This window comes from Rhizobium sp. No.120 (genome assembly GCF_054558365.1).
The window spans coordinates 266,131-287,601 of sequence record NZ_BAAJNQ010000004.1 but is presented as its reverse complement, the minus strand read 5'-3'; the positions used below and the strand labels follow the sequence as shown (position 1 = coordinate 287,601).

Sequence of the window (21,471 nt, the reverse complement as noted above, 5' to 3'; positions counted from 1 at the left end):
TAGACGGGCGAGTGCGGTGCGATTCCTGCCTCTATAAATACTACTTATCGAGAGATCCGAGACTATCGCTCGTTGCGGGCGCTGTATTTCCAGACGCTTCCCTCTCCGGCCCGGTTTCCAGCTGCACATTCTGAGTCTGCATTACCCGCCATTCGTTTTCGAGGCGATCAATCACATACGTAGGAATTTCATTTCTTACGTTTTCAAACTCTTGCATCACGACCTCCATTGCCATGCGTCACTGGCATGACATGGAGGAGTTCCTTTGTAAATCAAGGCATTAAATTATTTAAACGATTAAAATATTTTCAATCGTTTGAAATATAGCCGCTTGTGGAAAGATTGGCGGCAGATGAAGATGCGGGTTCGGATATCCGTCAGTCAGCCTTCAATGGTGGTGGGATTGATCCCGCTTGCGACCTTGTGGATTCGTGCAACCGTCACCACGGGAAAATCCGTTAAAGGTGATCTTGAAGGGAGGATCGTCGTCCGCATTGGCGCGGCTATCCAAAGCCCGGCGCCTCCAGCACAGCCAGACGAGATGTTTGGTGTTCGGAACAATCTTGAGCCGATGGGGCGCATATCGGCCAGAATAGCAAGATCACACGACGTTGGGCGGGACGAGGAACTCGGCCCTCGCCCGCCCACTTCGGCACTCGTGCTTTCAAGCCAATCCAGCGAATCGTCAAGGGTTGCTGGACGATATCTCTGTCGCACCCTCGGCCGCCGCCGAGCGCGTTACGATGACGTTTTACTGACCGCCGACCATGTTGCCAACGACCCCACCAAGCAGGCCGCCGCCCACTGCGCCAGCAATCGTTCCGGAGGTCTTGTGTTTCTTGCCCGAAAGCTTGTTGCCGGCGATGCCGCCTGCAATGGCACCGCCGACGGCGCCGATGTTCCGACCCGTTAACAAGGAAGCGGCGCCGTCATTGGCAATGCTGCCGGTAGCTTGCGGATCAATATTTTGATCAGCTTGCATCGGCATTGCCTGTTGCATCGGTTGACCATACTGCGAATTCCGGTTGTCGACCATGTTGCCGACCATTCTGCCAGCAACCGCACCGCCGACGACACCTGCGATCGTCCCGAGTGTCTTATGCTTCTTACCGCCGAGCTTGTTGCCGACAAGACCTCCGGCGACAGCCCCACCCACTGTACCAATATTCTGGCCGTTAAGCAGTGTCTGTTCCTGGGCATGGCTGGCGACGGGCACCATCGCGATAGCGGCGATGGGAGCAAGCAATGTCAGACGCAGGCAGGTTTTACGAAAAGAGAAGCCGGAAGTTTCGGGATGCAACATTGCACATGCCTTTCAAGAAGAAGTCGGATCTCCTGAAACATGACTTGTTATCCATAAATCTTCGTAAGAAAACACGGTTAACGGGATCTTTCCGTCCCGATATGAGGGGATCGCGTCGGCTTCCTTCCGCGCGGACACCCCATGCCCATGGGCTACGCCATTCCCCCATGGGTTGCCCGCTCTCGCCTATCAAGTTCCAGATCCTGCGCGCGTCCGATCGAATCATGCTGTTCGCGCATGGCGTCGGCCGCCTCGCGCACCACTTCTGAAATCTGCATGAGCTGTTTGGCCAGAGGGCTTGTCTTACGCCAGATCATGCCGATGGTGCGCGAGGGCTGCGGGCTTTGGAAACGCACGGTCGACACCGAGGCGGAACGAGTTTCCACCGCGACCGCCATCTCCGGTATCAAAGTGACGCCGATGCCGGCGCTGACCATTTGCACCAGCGTCGACAGTGAACTGCCGTCCATCAGTTCGCGCGGCAAGGCTGAATGGATGTTACAGAAAGAAAGAGCCTGGTCGCGGAAGCAGTGCCCTTCCTCCAGCAGCAGCAGCCGCATTTCGCGAAGCGCCTCCCGGTTGGGCACCGGCTTGCCCTCGTCCTCGCTCGGTCGCACCAACACGAAGTTTTCCGCAAACAACGGCACTTCCGTCAGAGATGTCTCGGAGACGGGCAAAGCGACAATCGCCGTGTCCAGCCTCCCCTCCTCCAGCTCCTCGACCAGCTTCGAGGTCAGGGTCTCGCGCACATGGATATCCAGCCCGTCGTAGATGCGAGAGAGATTACCGATGATGCTCGGCAGCAGATAGGGCGCGACCGTGGGGATGATGCCGATGCGCAACCGTCCTACAGGCTGATTATGCGATGCGCGGGCGAGATCTCCCAGCTCATCGACGGAGCGCAGGATGTCCCGGACGCGGATAGCGAAGGCCTCGCCGAAATTGGTCAACCGGACCTGACGAGCGCCTCTTTCGAAGAGGTTCGTGCCGAGCTGCTCCTCCAGCTCCTTGATCTGCATCGACAAGGCGGGCTGAGAGATCGAGCATAGATCGGCGGCGCGTCCGAAGTGGCCGAGCCGGGCCAACGCTTCGAAATAACGAAGCTGTTTAAGCGTGAAGTTTGCCATAAGCGCATCTTATCGCCCCAATCAGGAAATCCAACTTAAATTAATGGAAAGCCTTGGCTATAGTGCCGCAGCAAAGATGAGATGTGGCCGCCTGTCATACGAAGCTCATAGGAAGGGCGTTGACTGCGTTCAATTCATCGATGCACGGGCCGGTCGGAAGGCAGGGGACCCAAGCTTTGCCTGCTTCCACGTCTCCGTTTCACGCGAGGCCAGAACAACGAGAGATTCATGCGCCTGTCATGTCGCTGCCATACCCGTTTTAGAACCGGGCCATGTCCCGGCGGGCGGGCAAAGCTCCTTCTCCGGTCGTCACAAATCAAATCATCGTAAGGGAGAGTATCATGGATACAAAAGTCGAAACTGCCGGCAAATGTCCGTTTCCGCATGGAAACACGAGTGTTTCCGCGCGTTCGAACCGGGACTGGTGGCCGAATCAGCTGAACCTTCGGATCCTTCACCAGAATTCCGCGCTTTCCAGCCCGATGGGTAAGGCATTCAACTATGCCGAGGAATTCAAGAAGCTCGACCTGGCGGCCCTGAAGAAGGACCTCACCGCCCTTATGACGGATTCGCAGGAGTGGTGGCCGGCCGACTTCGGTCATTACGGCCCGCTCTTCATCCGCATGGCCTGGCATAGCGCCGGCACATACCGCACCGGCGACGGCCGCGGCGGCGCCTCCTCCGGCACGCAGCGTTTCGCTCCGCTCAACAGCTGGCCGGATAACGTCAACCTCGACAAGGCCCGCCGCCTGCTGTGGCCGATCAAGCAGAAATACGGCAACAGCATCTCCTGGGCCGATCTGATGATCCTCACCGGTAATGTCGCGCTGGAATCCATGGGCTTCAAGACCTTCGGTTTCGGCGGCGGTCGCGAAGATGTCTGGGAGCCGGAAGAAGATATTTACTGGGGCGCGGAAGATACCTGGCTCGGCGACAAGCGCTACAGCGGCGACCGCAATCTGGAAAACCCGCTCGCAGCCGTGCAGATGGGTCTCATCTACGTCAATCCTGAGGGACCGAACGGCAATCCGGACCCGCTTGCAGCCGCACGCGACATCCGCGAAACCTTCGCCCGCATGGCGATGAACGATGAGGAAACCGTTGCCCTCATTGCCGGCGGGCACACCTTCGGCAAGACCCATGGCGCCGGCGATGCAGCCCATGTCGGCCCAGAGCCGGAAGCCGCCGGCATCGAAGAACAGGGCCTCGGCTGGAAGAACAGCTTCGGCACCGGCAAGGGCGGCGACACGATCGGCAGCGGTCTCGAAGTCACTTGGACCTCGACTCCAACCAAGTGGAGCAACAACTTCTTCTGGAACCTGTTTGGCTATGAATGGGAACTGACGAAGAGCCCCGCCGGCGCGCATCAGTGGGTGCCGAAGCACGGCGCGGGCGCCGGCTCGATCCCGGACGCGCACGACAAGTCCAAGCGTCACGCTCCCGCCATGCTGACCACCGACCTCGCCCTGCGTTTCGATCCGGCCTATGAAAAGATTTCCCGTCGGTTCTTCGAAAATCCGGACGAATTCGCCGATGCCTTCGCCCGCGCATGGTTCAAGCTGACCCATCGCGACATGGGGCCGCGCGCTCGTTATCTCGGTCCGGAAGTGCCGAGCGAAGAGCTCATCTGGCAGGACCCGGTCCCCTCGGCCGATCATGCAGCGATAGATGCCAACGATGTCGCCACCCTCAAGGGCGAGATTGCCACGTCGGGCCTGACCATCCCGCAGCTGGTTTCGACTGCCTGGGCTTCTGCTTCCACCTTCCGCGGCTCCGACAAGCGCGGCGGTGCCAACGGCGCCCGCATTCGTCTCGCTCCGCAGAAGGACTGGGAAGCCAACCAGCCGGCCCAGCTCGCTTCCGTGCTGGCAACGCTCGAAGGCATCCAGAAGAAGTTCAACGATGCCCAGACCGGCAGCAAGAAGGTATCGCTCGCCGATCTCATCGTTCTCGGCGGTTCGGTTGCCATTGAGCAGGCTGCGAAGAAGGCCGGCCACGATGTGGCTGTTCCCTTCGCTCCGGGGCGTACCGATGCGACACAGGAACAGACCGATGTCGATGCCTTTGCCGTTCTCGAACCGATCGTCGACGGTTTCCGCAACTATCAGCGGCAGGCCTACACCGTCTCTTCCGAAGAGCTGCTGATCGACAAGGCGCAGCTTCTGACGCTGACGGCTCCGGAAATGACCGCCCTCATCGGCGGCCTGCGTGTGCTGAACGCCAATGTCGGCCAGAGCCAGCACGGTGTCTTCACCAAGCGTCCGGAAACCCTGACTAACGACTTCTTCGTGAACCTGCTCGACATGGGCACGGAGTGGAAGGCGGTTTCGGATGCCAAGGACGTCTTCGAGGGCCGCGACCGCGCAACCGGCGACGTGAAGTGGACCGCAACACGCGTCGATCTCGTTTTCGGCTCCAACTCGCAGCTGCGCGCGATCGCCGAAGTCTACGGCCAGGCCGGTGCCGAGAAGAAGTTCGTCCAGGACTTCGTTGCGGCATGGACCAAGGTCATGAACGCCGATCGCTTCGACATCGCTTGATGTGATTGAACAATATGCAGGAACGCGACCGTCACGGCCGCGTTCCTGCACACATCGATCGCGGCTCTTCTGCCTTCGCTAAGGTTACTCGGTCCGCATAGCTCATTTAAGAGAAAGCCAGATCGTCTCGATCAATTGCCTGCGGCAAAGCCGCAATCGCAAGCGAGAGGGAGGCGCAGGGCACCACCAGGAAAGCTGCTGCGACCCCCAGGACCCGCCCGGCATCGCTTCCTCTTGCAGGCTGCAGCTCAATCGACGCAGCTCAGCGGCGCGGCATTGTGCAGCGGCAGGGTCATGACGGGATTGGGGATCGTAAGCGCATCCAGCGTCGCCGTCTGTTCGGGCGAGAGTTGGACATCAAGCGCGCCGATATCCTCATTGAGTTGTTCCAGCGTATGAACCCCGATAATCGTGGAAGATACGCCAAGGCGTCCCATTGCCCAGGCAAGAGCCACGCGTGCCGTTGTCGTACCAAGCTCGTCGGCGACGCGGAACAAGGCGTCCACGATTTCAAGATCCTGCTCGTCGGGCCTTTGCGCCAATTGCGCCGCAATGCCCCGCCTCATGCTCGGATTATTGGCACGCTTATATTTGCCGCTAATGAGACCGCCACTCAGAGGTGAATGGGAGACAACGCCGAGCCCCAATCCTCGTGCCAGCGGAATGAGCTCGTTTTCAAACAGCCTCGCTGCAAGCGAATATTCGATCTGCAGACCAATGAACCGAGCCCAGCCATTGGATTGCGCCAGGAGGTGCGCATGCGCCACCTTCCAGGCAGGGGCATCGGAAATGCCGAAATAACGCAGTTTTCCGGACTGGACGAGATCGTGGAGCGCCGCCAATATATCTTCCAGAGGCGCCTGAATGTCCCAATTGTCCAGCCAATAAAGGTCGAGGTAATCGGTGCGCAGCCGTCGAAGGGCCTGCTCGAAACCGGCTATCACGGCTTTACGGCCAGCTGTTTCACCATCCCATTCGACATTGAATTTGGCAGCGATGACAAGATCGTCACGCCTGATCGAGTTCTGTGCGATATAGCTGCCGACAACCGTCTGGCCGCCCGCTTTGATCGCTCCATTGCCGGTATCGAGGTAGTTGCCACCGAGTTCGAGATAGCGTGCCAGAACCGCCGCAGGCTGGTTTTCACGGGATGGCCAGACGCCTCCCTTGTTGAAAGTCATGGTTCCGAGCGCTAGCGGACTGACGCGCAACTCCGAGCGGCCGAGTGCGGCATAGTCTTCAAGATGCATGCATAATCCCCCAGCCGGCCTGCAACCGTTACATACCCGTACAGGTTATGTAAAAGCATCTAGCAAAGGAGATAAGCACCAATTTACAATTTTACAATTCGGGAATCCGGATAATCGGCTCGATATCGTTCAATTTTGCAACCGCGCAGAAAGGGAGGAATTGTTCTTCCCTCACCGCATGACCTTGCTATAGCAGGGCACCATTCATGATCACCCGGCCGGGTTCAATCCTCACCGGAGCGGCTAGCGGGAACATGAGAGACAAGTTCGCCCCAGCTTTCCCGGTTTCATCCAACTTGCCGGCATCATATGCCGGCCCGAGTGATCGACTCGTCGCAATGGTCTAGCGCTTGCGTATGAACTCAGTGCGGAGAACCAAACCCTTGATACCGTCGTAACGGCAATCGACTTCTTCAGGATTGTCCGTCAGTCGAATGGACTTGATGACCGTACCCTGCTTCAGGGTCTGGTTGGCGCCTTTCACCTTCAGATCCTTGATGAGAGTGACGGAGTCGCCATCGGCAAGCACGTTGCCGCTCGCATCGAGCACGACAAGCTCGGTGGCGGCAGCCGCAGCCGCCATTTCCGCAGCCGGCCGCCACTCGCCGCTCACCTCATCATAGACATATTCGTCATTTTGCCCGGTCATCCCAATCTCCATCCTACGATTTTTCAAATATTCGAAAGCCGGCAAATGCCTGGCCTGCATCTCAGTCATGATCCGAAAATGGCGTCTATCCGAGACGATCAGACTATGCAACACAGGCATCCGCGCAAACCCGCGGCCCTGGGGAGAGCCTTAATCTTCCAGTTTCACCTCCGAGACCGACCAGGGATTGCGTCCATGACAGAGCCACGTCAGCGTGTCGGTCCAGAAACTCTCTTTATAGCTGTCGTGAAACAGGCCGAAGTGACCGATCCTGTCGCGGCCGAGATCAATAGGGCACAACTGTACCACGAGGGACTGTGTGCCGGTATAATAGCGGAGCGTACGGCGAACCGCCGGTACCGTGCCGAGTTCATCGTCCGAAACCGCGATCGCGAGGATCGGCGCTCGGACCGCAGCCATTCGCCGCAAAGCATCCTCCCTTTCCGCCGCAGGATGGCTCCACTCGAACCGGGGCCTGCGAAAGCTCCACTCATTTGCCACGCCCTTGGGCAGGTCCTCCAGCCAGCCGAGCCGGCGGCCCGGAAAATAGCCGCAAAGCGCTGTCACTGCGGGCATAACGACATGCCATTTGAGAAAGAGGGCGGCGCGCCGGCACGGCCTGTAGTCGCCCCACCAGGCATATTGGGCACCGACCGTCAGCATCCTGTCGATCATCGGGGCACTTTCGGCCAGTCCCGGCAGGAAACCGCCGACGCTATGGCCAACCACCATCAATCGGCCGCTGCGATGATGGCTAGCCGTCCATTTAAGCGCGGCATCGAAATCCCGCTCGCCCCAATCGCGCCAGCGATAGCCCGTGCCGCGCAGCTGTAACGGGCGCGATTGCCCGATACCGCGATAATCGTAGGTCAGGACATCGAAGCCATGCTGGGCCAGAAATTGCGCATAGCGATGATAGTAGCGCGCAAGTACGCCCGTGGCCGAATTAATGATCACGCTGCCCTCCGGCCTAGCTGTCTTCGCAAGCCAGAGATGGCCGCCGAGGACGACGCCGTCATCGCATGAAATGGAAATCTGCTGGCTGCGCAGTTCCGAGGATGATGGAATGTGTTGCTCGCTCATGGCCACCAAGATGAGGCGATCACCGCATTGTGTATATTCACTACCCGGTATACATTGAGCCATGAAAGCTAGCTCGCAGCCGACACGCGAACGTATTCTTCAGGCGGCCGGAAAACTGTTCCATCGCGATGGCATCCGCGCGATCAGCGTCGATGTCATTGCCGAAAAGGCAGGCGTCACCAAGCGTACCCTCTATTATCATTTCCGCAGCAAGGACGACCTGATCGCGGCCCATCTGCAGGCGCGCGACGAGCCGAACCTCGTGTTCTTCAAACGCTGGTTTGAGGAAACGAAAGGCGATACCGCCGAGAAGGTTGCCGGCATTTTCCGCCATCTGGCAGAATCGGCACGCAGCGCCAAATGGCAAGGCTGCGGCTTCCTGCGGACTTCGGTGGAGCTCATCAACCTTCCCGGCCATCCGGCCGTGGTTGCGGCGCGCGCCCACAAGAAGCGCGTCGAGGATTGGCTGGCTTCGACCTTTATAGAAGCTGGAGCCGGCAAGGATTCCCTGCCGCTCGCGCGCCAGATCATGCTGCTCCTTGACGGTTCATTTGCCGTAGTCCTGCTCCATCGCGATCCGAGCTACATGGAAACTGCGGCGGATGCGGCGGCCGAGCTTATCAGAAATCGTCTGATAGCATCGCCGGAGTTGGATTCAGGGACTGACAAATCAAGTCAGTTGAACGAAAGCAGGCCGTAGAGATTGGCAGCAGCGGTATCAATCTGGATAGCCTGATCCGATCCGGTTCCGCTCGCCTCGTCCTTTTCTTTCTTCGCCTGTCTTTCGAAGGCTTTCGTGACCTTGTCGTTGCTGCCGCCATCTTGAGCGCTCTCGATAACGTCTGCGATCGTCAGGCCAAGTTTATCGAGCCCGAGCTGCCTTTCAAGCGCACGCAACGCCCCCATGCCACCAGGCTGCACCTTGATCTCGCCGTAGACCTTTTTCATAGCTGCAACAAACTCGTCCATGGAGGAATAGTCGCTTCGTTCGACCCCAAGAGCCCGACCCGTCCGCTCGATAAGATCAAGCTTCTGCTTCGCGATGCTGTCCTTGCTCATGCTGAACATGGCTTCCGAAACTTTCGACTGGGCCTGAGTGGGCTGCTTGGAAACGGCTACCTTGTTCGTCTGGCCGGTCGCCACCGCAATAAGGCTATCGGCGGCGGACGGAAGCTGCTTCGATATTGTCGTGACTTTATTCAATTGCTGGAGACTGGCCAAAGCCGCCGAGGGCGCATTTGAAATCAAGGTCATCGCTTATCCTCAAACGCCACAGCCTCTCCCTCATGGAAGCCTGACGCAAAGCTCTATGCCTCATGCGATAGTCGATGACTCGATTGCTACCGGAAGTTAGTTAAAGTTTGAATAACCCAGGATATGTTTCGGCGAGAAGCATACCTATAAGTTGTATGTCGCCACAAGAATAATTATCGGCACAGCGGACATCATAAAACGGGCCGTGCGAAGATTTACGGATAGCGGCGCTGCCGTGTCGATAGGATCAATGATACTTCAGACGTTCACGCCCAAGAATGGCAGGAGCATCGACGCCAGCGATGGGCTGGGAAAGATCGCTCGAAATGTCGCCGGCCAGCTGCAGGTCGAGATAGCGTGCGCAGCAGACCCGCAGGAACGAGGTGAAATTGCCGAGATCGTGGCCGGCGTCGATCGACTCATGATGCAGCTTGGTAATGAGCTGCACCACATTCATGCTGTCACGCCGGGCGATTTCCTCCAGCTTCGACCAGAAGAAATTTTCCAATCTGACGCTAGTCACCATTCCGTCGATGCGTAGGGAGCGCGTGGTGCTTTCCCAGAGCCTGGCATCGGCCTTGACGAACAATTCGCACATGCGCGCCTCCCTTTTCAGCTTCAAGCGGCGGTTGCTTCCGACAATGCGCTCGCATCGAGCACGGCCATGAATTGGCGCAGCCATGCCGGATGCGCCGGCCAGGCCGGTGCGGTGACGAGATTGCCGTCGGCGACCGCGTCATTGATAGCAATATCGGCATAGGTGCCGCCGGCAAGCTCCACCTCAGGACGGCAGGCAGGATAGGCCGAGCAGGTGCGCCCCTTGAGAACACCCGCAGCCGCCAGCAATTGCGCGCCATGGCAAATGGCCGCAACCGGCTTGCCCGCCTCGAAGAAGTGCTGGACCGCCTTGATCACATCGGGATTAAGGCGCAGATATTCTGGTGCGCGGCCGCCGGGAACGACAAGGGCGTCATAATCCTGAGCGCGGATGCTGGCGAAGGTCGCATTCAATGCGAAATTGTGACCACGTTTCTCGGAATAGGTCTGGTCGCCCTCGAAATCATGAATAGCAGTTGCCACCGTCTCACCGGCATTCTTGCCCGGGCAGACGGCATGGACCGTATAGCCGCAGGCAAGCAGCGTCTGGAACGGCACCATGGTTTCGTAGTCCTCGGTGAAATCACCGGTGATCATCAAGATCTTTGCTGCTGGCATCGCTTCCTCCCTCAAAACCAACGGACGGCAGTCTAGCAAAGCGCCTGCGGTTGCGGGTATTAGGCGAATACTACACGCCATTTATGGCCCTGCCTATTGCGCCGGCGAACGGCTGATGTCCGGGATTGCGCAGGCTTCAGCACCGCCGAAGAGACGCGAGCGGGTCAGAAATCGCTTCTCCCGCCCATTGTCGAGGGAGAACATGCCGCCGCGACCGGGTACCACATCGATGATGAGCTGCGTGTGCTTCCAGGCCTCGAACTGGCTCCCGCTGATATAGACGGGCACGCCACCAATTTCGCCGAGCTTGACGTCATTGTCACCGATCATGAATTCGCCTGCCGGATAGCACATCGGCGAAGAGCCGTCGCAACAGCCGCCCGACTGATGAAACAGGATATCGGGATAGTCCTTTTGTATCTCGCGGATGAGCTCGAGCGCCTTGTCGGTCGCAAGCACACGCGGCTGCGATCCACTATCGTCCATGATGATCCTCCATCACCGCCTGCACATGCTGAAAGGCTCCTGGCCGCAGCCGGGAGCCTTGCTCGCCTCGTTGGGAGAACTCAGAAGAAGCCGAGCGCCTTAGGGCTGTAGCTGACCAGCATGTTCTTGGTCTGCTGGTAGTGATCGAGCATCATCTTGTGTGTCTCGCGTCCGATGCCCGATTGCTTGTAACCGCCGAAAGCGGCATGGGCCGGATAGGCGTGATAGCAATTCGTCCACACACGGCCAGCCTGGATTTCCCGGCCAAAGCGATAGGCACGATTGCCGTCGCGGGTCCATATGCCGGCGCCGAGGCCGTAGAGCGTGTCATTGGCGATCTCGAGCGCTTCCTTCTCATCCTTGAAGGTGGTCACCGACACCACCGGGCCAAAGATTTCCTCCTGGAAGACCCGCATCTTGTTATGCCCTTTGAAGATGGTCGGCTTGATGTAGTAGCCGCTCGACAGCTCGCCGCCGAGATCAGCGCGACCGCCGCCCGTCAGCACTTCCGCACCTTCCTGCTTGCCGATATCGAGATAGGAGAGGATCTTCTCCATCTGCTCGCTCGATGCCTGGGCGCCGATCATGGTTGCGGCATCCAGCGGATTGCCCTGCTTAATGGCTTCCACGCGCTTGACGGCCCGCTCCATGAAGCGGTCGTAGACCGATTCCTGGATCAAGGCACGGCTCGGGCATGTACATACTTCGCCCTGGTTGAGGGCGAACATCGCGAAGCCTTCGAGCGCCTTGTCGAAGAAATCATCATCTTCGGCTGCAACATCGGCAAAGAAGATGTTCGGCGACTTGCCGCCAAGTTCAAGCGTGACAGGAATGAGATTCTGGCTGGCATATTGCATGATGAGCCGGCCGGTCGTTGTCTCGCCGGTAAAGGCGATCTTGGCGATGCGCGGGCTCGTTGCCAGAGGCTTGCCGGCTTCGAGGCCGAAACCGTTGACGATGTTGAGGACTCCGGGCGGCAGGAGATCGCCGATGATTTCCGCCCAGACCAGAAGCGAGGCCGGTGTCTGTTCGGCGGGCTTGATGACGACGCAATTGCCGGCGGCGAGTGCGGGCGCAAGCTTCCAGGCCGCCATCAGGATCGGGAAGTTCCAGGGAATGATCTGGCCGACGACGCCGAGCGGCTCATGGAAATGATAGGCGACGGTATCGTGGTCGATCTCCCCGATCGAGCCTTCCTGCGCGCGGATGCAGGACGCGAAGTAACGGAAATGGTCGATCGCGAGCGGAATGTCGGCCGCCATGGTTTCGCGTATCGGCTTGCCATTGTCCCAGCTTTCCGCCTGCGCCAGCACCTCCAGCTTGTCTTCCATGCGCTGGGCGATCTTCATCAGGATATTGGAGCGCTCGGTGGTGGACGTGCGTCCCCATTTGTCCTTGGCCGCATGGGCGGCATCGAGCGCGGCATTGATGTCCTTTTCATCCGAGCGCGGTATCTCGCAGATCTTGCCGCCGGTGATCGGCGTGAGGTTGTCGAAATACTTGCCGGCGATCGGCTCGCGCCACTGGCCGCCAATATAGTTGCCATATTTGAGTTTGAACGGAGATTCGACGATCTTCTGATGCAGCATGCCATCCTCCCTTGGTCGGCAGGTTCGATAAGCGAACCGATGGGAGAAGTCTGAGAGCACATCGCGGCTAGCGATAGAGGCGGTTCGCCATGCTGCAGCGCACAGTGTCGCAACTCTGCGACATGTATTCCAGCGAATGTGCCTCTATCCAACAATTCAGTGCAGATTGAGCCGGTTCATCTTCCGATGCAGGGTCGAGCGGCTCATGCCGAGCGCTGCGGCCGCCTGGGAGACATTGCCGTTGGCACGCGAAAGAGCCCTAAGCAGGGCGGCACGCTCTGCTTCGATCAGATCCCCGCCTGCGGCCCCTTGCTGCTCGAGAAGAACATCGGAGGCAGGAATGCCTGCGGCAATGCGATGATCGTCGAGCTTCAACGCAAGGCGGGCCGCGCGGGTGGCGCCGAGCACGAGGTCGTTGCGGTCGACGGCAAGCAGCGCCGAAGTGGACGCGGTATCCGTCGGTACCATGACGAAGCGGGCACCGGCAAAGGCGCTGCGGAAAAGATTGAGCTCGATGCGCACTGCCGCATCGCGCACCGTTTGCGACAGGATCGCCAATGTCGCGTCGTTGACATCGTCGCGGCAGCTGGAAATGTCGAGCGCGCCGGCAAGCTGGCCGCGATGATCGCGGATCGGCGCCGTGGTGCAGCTGAGATTGATATTGGAGCAGAAGAAATGTTGGTCGCGAAAGATTGCCACTGCCCGCTCGTCGGCAAGCGCCGTGCCGATGCCATTGGTACCGATGCTCGCCTCGGTCCAGACGGAACCGGTCCACAGGCCGAGATCGTGAAACTCCTTGTCATCGCCGGCGGCGCCCCGGCGCTCGAGCGCGATACCATCCCGATCGGTCAGAAGCAGGCAGCAACCAGCCTTGCCGACCGCAAGAAAAAGCCGGTCCAACTCATTGGCGGCTTCCGCAACCAGCCGTTCCGATCGCTCCAACGCCGTTTGAAATTCCTGACCGGACAGACGCATCGGCAGACGCTTCTCCTCCGGCGCCAGGCGATGCATCATCATGCACCGCCGCCAGGAAGCAACGACGGAAGAACTCGCCGCCGCCGATTGTGCAGACGCGTAAACCTGATCCGCATGCGCGGAATAGTGCTGCATTTGGCTCCTCCCACCGAACGCTACCCTAATTGTCGCTAAAAAAGACCGTTGACGCAATCCTTCCGGCAATTTTCGCTCGGAGCCGCCGGAGGCAGCGGCCATCTTATTGAAAGAATATTCTTTTTGGGCACTAAGCAACTTTTCCGCCACAACGTGGCATTTCTAAAACCGGCCGGACCGGCCGATGCCTGGCCTTTGTTTTGTCGCTCCGACAAACGGGATACCAGCCTGCCCATCGAGACCTTTCAGGCGGCTGTCAGCGTGTTGCTGTAGCAGCGTTTCCAAGGGAAACGGAGCGAAAGGCGATTGGTGTGCCCGGCTCCATGTAAGGCTGTCTCGACAGCAACGGAAAGTCGGCTTTATGCAGGCATGGCAACGACGCCGAGAGGCTGTGAAAGAAGCGCTGGCGAGCTCGGCCGCCACCGGTCGCAGGCGCATGACCAGCGGCCTTCGCTGCTTCTTCAGCACGCAGGCCACGAAACCTCCTGCAAATCGCGCATTTCTTGAGCGCCCTATCGTCATCATCGCCATTTTCCTGGCGCTGTCATTGCTCGTCATGTGGACGGCCGATTATCCCCTGGGTATCTGGATGAAGTCGTTTCCAGCACAGCTACGCGGAACGGCAAAATGGATCAGCAGCCTCGGCACGGGACTTCTGGTGCTCTCATTCAGCGGTGCGCTGCTGACATCCGCAATCCTTGCGCCCGCACATAAACTGCGGAAATCCATGCGCAGAGGTGCGGATCTCATTGCCACCGCAGCGGCATTCGTTTTCCTTGCGGTTGCCGGGGGTGGCATCGTCGATTCGCTCGCCAAGAACACTATTGGTCGCGCCAGACCGGAACTCCTGGACACGAACGGTGCCTTTTTCTTTCGTCCCTTTGCTTTCCACGCTGACTTCGCCTCCTTTCCCTCCGGACATTCGGCAACGGCCGGGGCCATGGCGATGTCGCTGGCGCTCGTCTTTCCGCGCCTTCGGCCCGTCTTCATGCCGATCGGCATCCTGATCTGCCTGTCGCGCCAGTGGGTTGGCGCACATTGGGCAAGCGATACGCTGATGGGCTGGGGCGTCGGCGTCGCCTTTACCTTTTGGCTGGCGCATGCATTCGCCCGGCGCCGCCTCCTGTTTGCCTATGATTCCAATGGCCGCTTGTGTCCGGGGGAGCAATACAAAGCAATTCTCGCCGTGCTGCGCGCCTTGATGCGGCGAGTACCGATGATCGGCAAGAAAACGGTACCTGCGGCAAAATCATGCCCGGCTCAATCTCGCCTCGCATCCCGAGCCCTCGAAATTCGATCCTGATCCTGCGGCCAGTACAGTTCCTGCATCGCTCGTCGGCTTACCTACCACACGTGCCAATCTTTCTCCCCCGAGGGCAAAGTCATCGCTGTGCAGCGACGGATTTGCCTCTCGCCGTCGTTTAAGGACTGAAGGGACAAGCGCTTGAAGCTCTTCAAGGACGAATGAGGACATCATGAAAAAGATCGTTTTGCTGACTTTCGCTGCAATCGCCTGCCTTGCAGCCATCTCGCCAGCCGAAGCCCGCGATGGATGCGGCATGGGCTGGCATCGCAATCCCTATGGCTACTGCCGTCCGGATGGACGCCCTGTGGTCGTCGTGCCGGCGGTTCCGGCCTATGGCATCTTCTATCCAGGCCGTGGCTATTGGGATGGGCATCGCTATTGGGTACATCGCGAGTGGTGGCATGGTGGCTGGCGTTATCGCTAAGCCACTCTTCCGCGATGCGCGCGGCCCGGTCTAGCAGATCGGGCCGCATGCCAACCGGCGATCGATCGGCTTGCTTCTCTCGATCCTTCCGCTGCCCATCCCCGCGATACAAAGCTCGCGGTCGTTTGTCAGTTTGACATGGCAGCCCACAGAAACGTGCAATTGACGACGGCAATGCAACCGGTCAAAGCTGTGACCAGACCGGTTTACGGAAAACAACGCCGCCAACATGAGCAAAAGCACCATCAGCGACTACCAAGGGCCGATCATCGTCTTCGACGCCATGTGCGTCCTGTGTACCGCCAACGCCCAGTTCGTGCTGCGCCATGATCATTATGGCCGTTTCCGTCTTGCCTCCATGCAGAATGAAACGGGCATTGCCCTCTATCGCCGCTGCGGCATGGACCCCGCCGATCCGGATAGCCTCATTATCATCGACGGTGCGAAGGTGCTGCGCGACAGCGACGCGGTGCTGGCCATTTATGCCGGCCTCGGCTGGCCCTGGAAGGTGATTTCCGCGCTGCGCATCGTGCCCCATCGGCTGCGCGATCCGATCTACTTCTGGCTTGTCCGCAATCGCTATCGCATCTTCGGAAAGCGCGAGACATGCTGGCTGCCGACACCAGAGCAGGCGAGCCGCATCCTTTGAAAAGAATCCTCGTTTTCGGCGGCTATGGCGGGTTCGGCGCGCGGCTATCGCGGCGCCTTGCCGAAGACGGCTTCGAGGTTCTGGTCGCGGGACGCAATCTTGAAGCGGCAAAAGCACTCGCCTTGCAGTTACCCAAAGCACTTGCCCTGCAAGCCGATCGAAATGGCGATATCTCCGCGATCCTCAGCGAGTACAGGCCCTTTCTATTGATCGATGCGGCAGGCCCCTTCCAGCAAAGCGATGACAGAGTTCCACGAGCATGCATAGAGGCCGGTATCCACTACATCGATCTTGCCGACGCCCGCAATTTCGTTGGCGCGATCGGCGCACTTGACGAAGAGGCCAAGGCGGCCGGCGTCACTGTCATCTCAGGTGCATCGAGCGTGCCGGCGCTCTCCAGCGCCGTCGTTGCGGACCTTGCCAAGAATATGGAGGAGGTTCGTTCGATAGAGATGTCGATCAGCGCTTCCAACCGTGCGACCGCTGGTGCCTCAGTCGCAGCGGCGATCCTGAGTTATGTCGGCAAGCCAATACGGCTCTGGCGCGGCCGACAATGGCGGAATGCGACCGGCTGGCACATGCTGAAGCGTGAAACTTATGCGGTTTCCGGCCATCGCCCTCTGCGCCGGCTGGTGGCGCTTGCCGACGTGCCGGATCACGACCTGCTGGTCGATAGCTTTGCCGGCCGGCCCAGCGTCATTTTTCGGGCGGGGCCGGAATTCGCCTTTCAGACTTTGGCGCTCTGGCTGCTGTCTTGGCCGATTGCCTGGGACTGGCTGACATCGCTCAGAAAGATCAGCCGCTTCCTGCTGCCGCTCCAGGGTCTGACAGCCAGGCTTGGGACCGCGCGATCGGCTGTGACGATCGAGATCAAGGGAGTGGAGCAAGGCGCCATGAAGGCTCGCCGCTGGACCCTGATTGCCGAAAATGGAGACGGCGTGGAAATTCCCACGCTTCCGGCGCAATTGCTGGTGCGGGCCTTGCGCGAAAGCCGTCTTCCACCCGGCGCCCGTCACGCCGGCGGGCTTTTGGTGCTTAAGGATTTCCGGAGCATGTTTCGCGATCTGGCAATCACCGAGGAAACGACGGAAGCGTCCTATATGCCGCTGTATCGGCGTGTCATGGGTCCTGTTTTCGCGCATCTTTCCGAGCCGGTGCGAGCCATGCACGAGGTCTTCGGCGAGGGCGGCGCCAGAGGCGAAGCGGTCGTCACCCGCGGGGGCTCACCGCTTGCGCGGCTGGTCGCGAAAATATTCGGCTTTCCCGCGGCAGGAAAGCATGCGCTGCATGTCTCCTTCGACGAAAACAACGGCATCGAGCGATGGACGCGGGATTTTTCCGGCCGGCGCTTTCTCAGCCATTTGAGCGAAGAGAATGGCCGCCTCGTCGAACGCTTTGGACCCTTCCGCTTTTCATTCGATCTTCCCATTCGTGGCAACGGCCTCAGTATGAAGATGCGGCACTGGTCGTTCCTGCGCGTACCGCTAGCGCTCTTTCTGGCGCCCCAAAGCATCGCTTATGAATGGGCAGAAGGCGATCGCTTCCACTTCGATGTACCGATTGCCCTGCCGCTCATCGGCCCCGTCGTTCATTATCGGGGCTGGCTTAGGCCGATTGATTGATGAAGCAAGAAACCGGCGAAACGAGCCGGGATATCGACTAGGGGCTAGCTCTGCCGGTCGCCAGCCAGGCAACCGAACATGCGGAAATCATGGAAGGCTTCTTTGAACCGCGCCTTCTGGCGTAGCGTGCCCTCATATTGAAAGCCCACTTTTTCCAGAACCCGGTCGGACGCAGCGTTTCCCGGCAACGTCCAGGCCTCAATGCGATTGAGCGAAAACACATCGAAGCCACAGTCGACGATGGCGCGCGCCGCTTCGCTCATAAGCCCTTTGCCCCAGGCGGAGGGATGCAGTTCATAGCCCAGTTCGGCGCATTTGGCGCGCCGGTCGAAGCTGTTGAAACGAATGGCTCCGAGCAAACGGCCGGAAGCCTTGTCTTCAATAATCCATGAGCAGCCCGTTCCTTTGGGGAAGATTTTGATCATCCATCGCAAAGAGCGCTCGATCTGCGCCATTTTCGGCGCATCAACCCAATTCGAGAAGCGCGTGACCTCCGGAATCGAAATCAGAGCATGGAAATCGTCGCGGTCGTCCATGCTCGCTTCGCGAAGCCGCAGTCTCTGGGTCACAACTGTAGGAAACTCAGCTTTTGAAAGAGCCATCGTCACGCTTTCAGCAGATTGGCAAGGATGATTTCGCGCCAGACGCGGGTAGGCGTGATCCAGGCGTCCCAGGAATTATACCTGCCGGAATAGATGACGGCGGCGACACCCGCATCGGGCATCAGCCAGAGCCTTTGTCCGCCATTACCGAAGCCGGCATACCACGGCCGCGAACCGTCAAACGCCGGAATCAGGTCCTCGCCGCAAAACCACAATCTGCCATAGCTCAGACCGTCCCCGGTCGAGATCGCCGGCGCGAGGGATTGCGCGATCCAGTCTTCCGAGACGATCCTTTGGCCGTTCCACACACCCTTCTGAAGGAGAAGCACCCCGATCTTCAGCAAATCGGGGGCCGTGAGACGCAATCCAGATGCCGGCGACGCCACGCCATCACGCCCGGCGTTCCAGTGGAATTTTGCAATATCCAAGGGTTCGAAGAGAACCTCTCGCGCGAAGTCGGGCAAGCGCTTGCCCGTGCCGCGCTCGATGATCGCCCCCACAAGCGCGACGCTGCCGCCGGAATAAATCCAGCGCGTTCCCGGCTCGGCGATCACCTGACGCTCCAGAACAAAACGATATCGGTCCGGCGCGTTCTCCATCGCAATTTCGCTGTTCAGCGGGTCGGTATACGGGCGATCCTCGTCCCACTCCATCCCCAGCGTCATCGTCAGCGCGTGGGCGATGGTGATCTTGGCGCGCGCAGGATCTCGGGCGAGATCGCCGTATTCCGGGAACTGCTCATAGAGAGATGCATCCGGTGGCGGTACCAATCCCCTGTCGAGGGCGATGCCATAAAGAAGGCCGGCAATGCTCTTGGTGACAGAGCGAAGATCATGCAGCGTATCCGCGTCGAAGGCGACATCCCCAAGCGGATCTCCCCAATTTTCGTCGGGACCAACGGCATAATATTCAAGGCATACATGCCCGGAACGAGCGGCAAGCACGACATGCAGATCGCGCAGCAGGCCAGATTCGATACCGGCTTCAAACTTGCGGCCGAGCGCAGGATCAAAGCCCAGCGCCTGCAGGGTTTCGCGATCCGGTGGCGAGGGGAAATTGCTTTGCGTCATGACCATGCAATCTCCACCCTTTGCTCGGCGACCGCCAGGGAAGTTACAATCAAAGCGCGCATACGGCAAGGCGATTGTACAGCAATTTGGCATCCAAATTCGCTAGTCTTTGGTTCATCCCTGACCCATCTTCAGGCCGGTTTGCGGTCTCATCGCGAATGTGGAGACTTCCTGTTTTGACGAGAACCTCGGTCGCAGCTGAAAGCCGCTTCCGAGATTCCCGGCTGTCGTCAGGGGTGAGTACGACAGCCGCGTCAACAAATCGATTTTCACACCGGCAATCCATAGGCGGACTGGAAGCTGGGAAACACAGGATTAAATTCCACAAGTGACTACCCCATTTTGAGACAGCTTTCACGCAGTGCTAAAATTCGTCTCATCCGGTTTGGCTTTACCAGCGGTAATTCTCGTTCGGATCTCATACAAGCACGATGATTTGGGCGTTTCGACTTAGTCATTTTTCCTGAAGAGCTCCCCAGCTTCTGCACAAATTCTGCAAAGGCGGACGGCATCGTCGCGCCATGAACAACACGCCCGAGACAACCACAGCTCCACCAACCCGCCTGCCACGCAGTCTTCTCAAGGAAGGCTGGTGGCTGGAGAACGATCCTCACTCACTGGCCGATCCACCGGTTCAAGATGCCAGGATCATACCCTTCACCTTGGCCAGACATCCTCTACGGAGCCAATACCGATGAGCCTATCCGGTACACTCGCCATTCCCGCAAATTCTTCCAACAGATCCAACCACAAACTCCTCACATTCATTATTCTTATCGCTCTGGCTGACATTCTTCTTTTCGACGAGATGCCCGGCATTAATCTTTTTCTCTTCGCCAATGCCGTTGCCGTCGGCCTGCTGATCTCCTCCAGAAGAAGGCAATCGATTCCAAAGATTGCAGCCTTTGTGATCCTTTGCCTTCTTGCGTCGGCGCCGCTTGTCGAGACCGTATCCTGGATGGGCATCATCACCAGCCTGATTGGGCTTTGCCTGATATCGCTGGGTGTCGGCGGATTGCTCCCTCGACAATCGACGCGCTTACCATTGGCACTGCTCCGTTTCCTGCTGGATCTGCCGGTGCGGCCCTTCCGCCAGGCGAGCTATCGCTGGCTGCGGCGGCTGCAGAAGCCAGCGCCGGACGGTGTTCGACATCATCTGCGCGGCTGGATCATGCCGTTGGCGTTTGCCGCGGGCTTTCTTGGTCTCTTCGCTATGGCCAATCCGCTGATCGAAAAGACGATGCGCAGCATCGACTTCACTTTCCTGCTGCAACTGCTGAGCATGTGGCGCATCGGCTTTTGGCTCGTCGTTGCAGTCTTCCTCTCCGCGCTGCTTCATCCACGCCTGAAGCGCCGCCGTCACCATCGCGAAGGGGTCGCTGCGGACGCTGCAAGCGTTGAGGATGGGCTGTTCGGCCATGCCGCATTGCTGCGCTCGCTTGTGGTATTCAACGCGCTGTTCGCGGTGCAGACACTGCTTGATCTCGCCTATCTTTGGGGCGGAGCCAGCCTGCCCGATGGCATGAGCCACGCCGAATATGCCCATCGCGGTGCATATCCGCTGATGCTTACCGCAATCCTTGCCGCCGCCTTCGTCCTTGCCGCGATGCGTCGCGGCGGGCCGGGTGACAGAAGTCCCCTACTTCGCGGCATGGTGCAACTCTGGATCGCACAGAATATCCTGCTCTGCCTTTCCTCCATTCTGCGTCTCGATCTCTACGTCGAAGCCTATTCGCTGACGGAACTGCGCGTTGCAGCCGGCATCTGGATCGGCCTGGTGGCCATTGGGCTCTTCCTCATTTTCCTGCGCATTCTGCTGCGTCGTTCTAACGAATGGCTGATCGCGCTCAGTTGCGCAGCACTGGTTGTCACACTTTACGCCGCCGCGCTTGCCGATATCCCGGCCTTCATCGCCCGCTTCAATGTTGCCCATAGCCGCGAGATATCGGGCGACGGCATCGTGCTGGATCTCAATTATCTCTCGACGCTCGGTCCCGCGGCCATCCCGGCGCTCGACAGCTATCTGGCAGCACTGCCTGCCGACATCGAAGCCCGCAAAGTGCGTGAAATACTTTTCTGGCAGCATCTTCGGCGTCCGCGTGATTGGCGAAGCTGGACCTACCGCGATGCTCGTCTCGACGCTTACCTCAAAAATGATGCAACCCTTGTCAGATGAAGCGGAAACGAAGACA

Annotated in this window: 20 protein-coding genes; 7 read left to right on the top strand and 13 right to left on the bottom strand. The window is 59.0% G+C overall.

What is annotated here, in order from left to right:
• Positions 1-751 precede the first annotated feature (751 nt).
• Positions 752-1,303, bottom strand: a complete 552-nt coding sequence (locus ACYJRZ_RS15260; RefSeq protein ID WP_459460103.1) for a glycine zipper 2TM domain-containing protein — start codon at positions 1,301-1,303, stop codon at positions 752-754.
• A 152-nt stretch (positions 1,304-1,455) separates the two neighbouring features.
• On the bottom strand, positions 1,456-2,430 hold the full coding sequence (locus ACYJRZ_RS15255) for a LysR substrate-binding domain-containing protein (RefSeq protein ID WP_459460101.1): 975 nt from the start codon (positions 2,428-2,430) through the stop codon (positions 1,456-1,458).
• Positions 2,431-2,771: 341 nt separating this feature from the next.
• On the opposite strand from ACYJRZ_RS15255, the gene katG reads away from it, so the two are divergent.
• A complete protein-coding gene (katG, locus tag ACYJRZ_RS15250) occupies positions 2,772-4,970 on the top strand; it encodes a catalase/peroxidase HPI (RefSeq protein ID WP_459460099.1) in 2,199 nt (732 codons plus the stop codon).
• A 248-nt stretch (positions 4,971-5,218) separates the two neighbouring features.
• Here the strand turns inward: katG and ACYJRZ_RS15245 are convergent, their stop codons facing one another.
• The 3 genes from ACYJRZ_RS15245 to ACYJRZ_RS15235 form a co-directional block, all read right to left on the bottom strand.
• Entirely contained in the window at positions 5,219-6,220 is a 1,002-nt protein-coding gene (locus ACYJRZ_RS15245; RefSeq protein ID WP_459460097.1) for an aldo/keto reductase, read from the bottom strand.
• 343 nt (positions 6,221-6,563) lie between these two features.
• The gene (locus tag ACYJRZ_RS15240) at positions 6,564-6,869 is read right to left on the bottom strand and encodes a zinc ribbon domain-containing protein YjdM (RefSeq protein WP_459460095.1); all 306 of its coding nucleotides are present in this window, start codon (positions 6,867-6,869) and stop codon (positions 6,564-6,566) included.
• 150 nt (positions 6,870-7,019) lie between these two features.
• Positions 7,020-7,952, bottom strand: coding sequence for an alpha/beta hydrolase family protein (locus ACYJRZ_RS15235; protein WP_459460093.1), 933 nt, complete (start codon positions 7,950-7,952; stop codon positions 7,020-7,022).
• A 61-nt stretch (positions 7,953-8,013) separates the two neighbouring features.
• On the opposite strand from ACYJRZ_RS15235, the gene ACYJRZ_RS15230 reads away from it, so the two are divergent.
• Positions 8,014-8,652 carry a TetR/AcrR family transcriptional regulator gene (locus ACYJRZ_RS15230; RefSeq protein WP_459460091.1) on the top strand — a complete coding sequence of 213 codons (639 nt, stop codon included), beginning with the start codon at positions 8,014-8,016 and terminating at the stop codon, positions 8,650-8,652.
• On the opposite strand, the gene ACYJRZ_RS15225 is transcribed toward ACYJRZ_RS15230, so the two are convergent.
• From ACYJRZ_RS15225 to ACYJRZ_RS15200, 6 genes are all read right to left on the bottom strand, one after another.
• A complete protein-coding gene (locus ACYJRZ_RS15225) occupies positions 8,628-9,206 on the bottom strand; it encodes a hypothetical protein (protein WP_459460089.1) in 579 nt (192 codons plus the stop codon). The genes ACYJRZ_RS15230 and ACYJRZ_RS15225 overlap by 25 nt on opposite strands.
• A gap of 247 nt (positions 9,207-9,453) precedes the next feature.
• The gene (locus tag ACYJRZ_RS15220) at positions 9,454-9,804 is read right to left on the bottom strand and encodes a ribbon-helix-helix domain-containing protein (RefSeq protein ID WP_459460087.1); all 351 of its coding nucleotides are present in this window, start codon (positions 9,802-9,804) and stop codon (positions 9,454-9,456) included.
• A 20-nt stretch (positions 9,805-9,824) separates the two neighbouring features.
• A complete protein-coding gene (locus tag ACYJRZ_RS15215) occupies positions 9,825-10,421 on the bottom strand; it encodes a DJ-1/PfpI family protein (RefSeq protein WP_459460085.1) in 597 nt (198 codons plus the stop codon).
• 93 nt (positions 10,422-10,514) lie between these two features.
• Entirely contained in the window at positions 10,515-10,907 is a 393-nt protein-coding gene (locus tag ACYJRZ_RS15210; protein WP_459460083.1) for a DUF779 domain-containing protein, read from the bottom strand.
• Between the two features lie 80 nt (positions 10,908-10,987).
• Positions 10,988-12,496 carry an aldehyde dehydrogenase gene (gene adh / locus ACYJRZ_RS15205; protein WP_459460081.1) on the bottom strand — a complete coding sequence of 503 codons (1,509 nt, stop codon included), beginning with the start codon at positions 12,494-12,496 and terminating at the stop codon, positions 10,988-10,990.
• Between the two features lie 156 nt (positions 12,497-12,652).
• Positions 12,653-13,606 (bottom strand): GAF domain-containing protein, encoded by a 954-nt coding sequence (locus ACYJRZ_RS15200; RefSeq protein WP_459460079.1) that lies wholly within the window; start codon positions 13,604-13,606, stop codon positions 12,653-12,655.
• 361 nt (positions 13,607-13,967) lie between these two features.
• Here ACYJRZ_RS15200 and ACYJRZ_RS15195 point away from each other — a divergent pair, with 361 nt between their 5' ends.
• The 4 genes from ACYJRZ_RS15195 to ACYJRZ_RS15180 all read left to right on the top strand — a co-directional run bounded on the left by ACYJRZ_RS15195 (position 13,968) and on the right by ACYJRZ_RS15180 (position 17,607).
• Positions 13,968-14,909 carry a phosphatase PAP2 family protein gene (locus ACYJRZ_RS15195; protein ID WP_459460077.1) on the top strand — a complete coding sequence of 314 codons (942 nt, stop codon included), beginning with the start codon at positions 13,968-13,970 and terminating at the stop codon, positions 14,907-14,909.
• 172 nt (positions 14,910-15,081) lie between these two features.
• The gene (locus ACYJRZ_RS15190) at positions 15,082-15,336 is read left to right on the top strand and encodes a GCG_CRPN prefix-to-repeats domain-containing protein (RefSeq protein WP_459460075.1); all 255 of its coding nucleotides are present in this window, start codon (positions 15,082-15,084) and stop codon (positions 15,334-15,336) included.
• A gap of 229 nt (positions 15,337-15,565) precedes the next feature.
• Positions 15,566-15,985 carry a thiol-disulfide oxidoreductase DCC family protein gene (locus tag ACYJRZ_RS15185; RefSeq protein WP_459460073.1) on the top strand — a complete coding sequence of 140 codons (420 nt, stop codon included), beginning with the start codon at positions 15,566-15,568 and terminating at the stop codon, positions 15,983-15,985.
• A complete protein-coding gene (locus tag ACYJRZ_RS15180) occupies positions 15,943-17,607 on the top strand; it encodes a DUF4166 domain-containing protein (protein ID WP_459460071.1) in 1,665 nt (554 codons plus the stop codon). Before ACYJRZ_RS15185 ends, ACYJRZ_RS15180 begins: the two co-directional genes overlap by 43 nt.
• Before the next feature lie 44 nt (positions 17,608-17,651).
• Here ACYJRZ_RS15180 and ACYJRZ_RS15175 read toward each other — a convergent pair whose 3' ends face one another.
• Positions 17,652-18,209 (bottom strand): GNAT family N-acetyltransferase, encoded by a 558-nt coding sequence (locus tag ACYJRZ_RS15175; RefSeq protein ID WP_459460600.1) that lies wholly within the window; start codon positions 18,207-18,209, stop codon positions 17,652-17,654.
• A 2-nt stretch (positions 18,210-18,211) separates the two neighbouring features.
• A complete protein-coding gene (locus ACYJRZ_RS15170; RefSeq protein ID WP_459460069.1) occupies positions 18,212-19,279 on the bottom strand; it encodes a serine hydrolase domain-containing protein in 1,068 nt (355 codons plus the stop codon).
• Positions 19,280-19,973: 694 nt separating this feature from the next.
• Here ACYJRZ_RS15170 and ACYJRZ_RS15165 point away from each other — a divergent pair.
• The gene (locus tag ACYJRZ_RS15165) at positions 19,974-21,455 is read left to right on the top strand and encodes a DUF4153 domain-containing protein (RefSeq protein WP_459460067.1); all 1,482 of its coding nucleotides are present in this window, start codon (positions 19,974-19,976) and stop codon (positions 21,453-21,455) included.
• Positions 21,456-21,471: the final 16 nt, after the last annotated feature.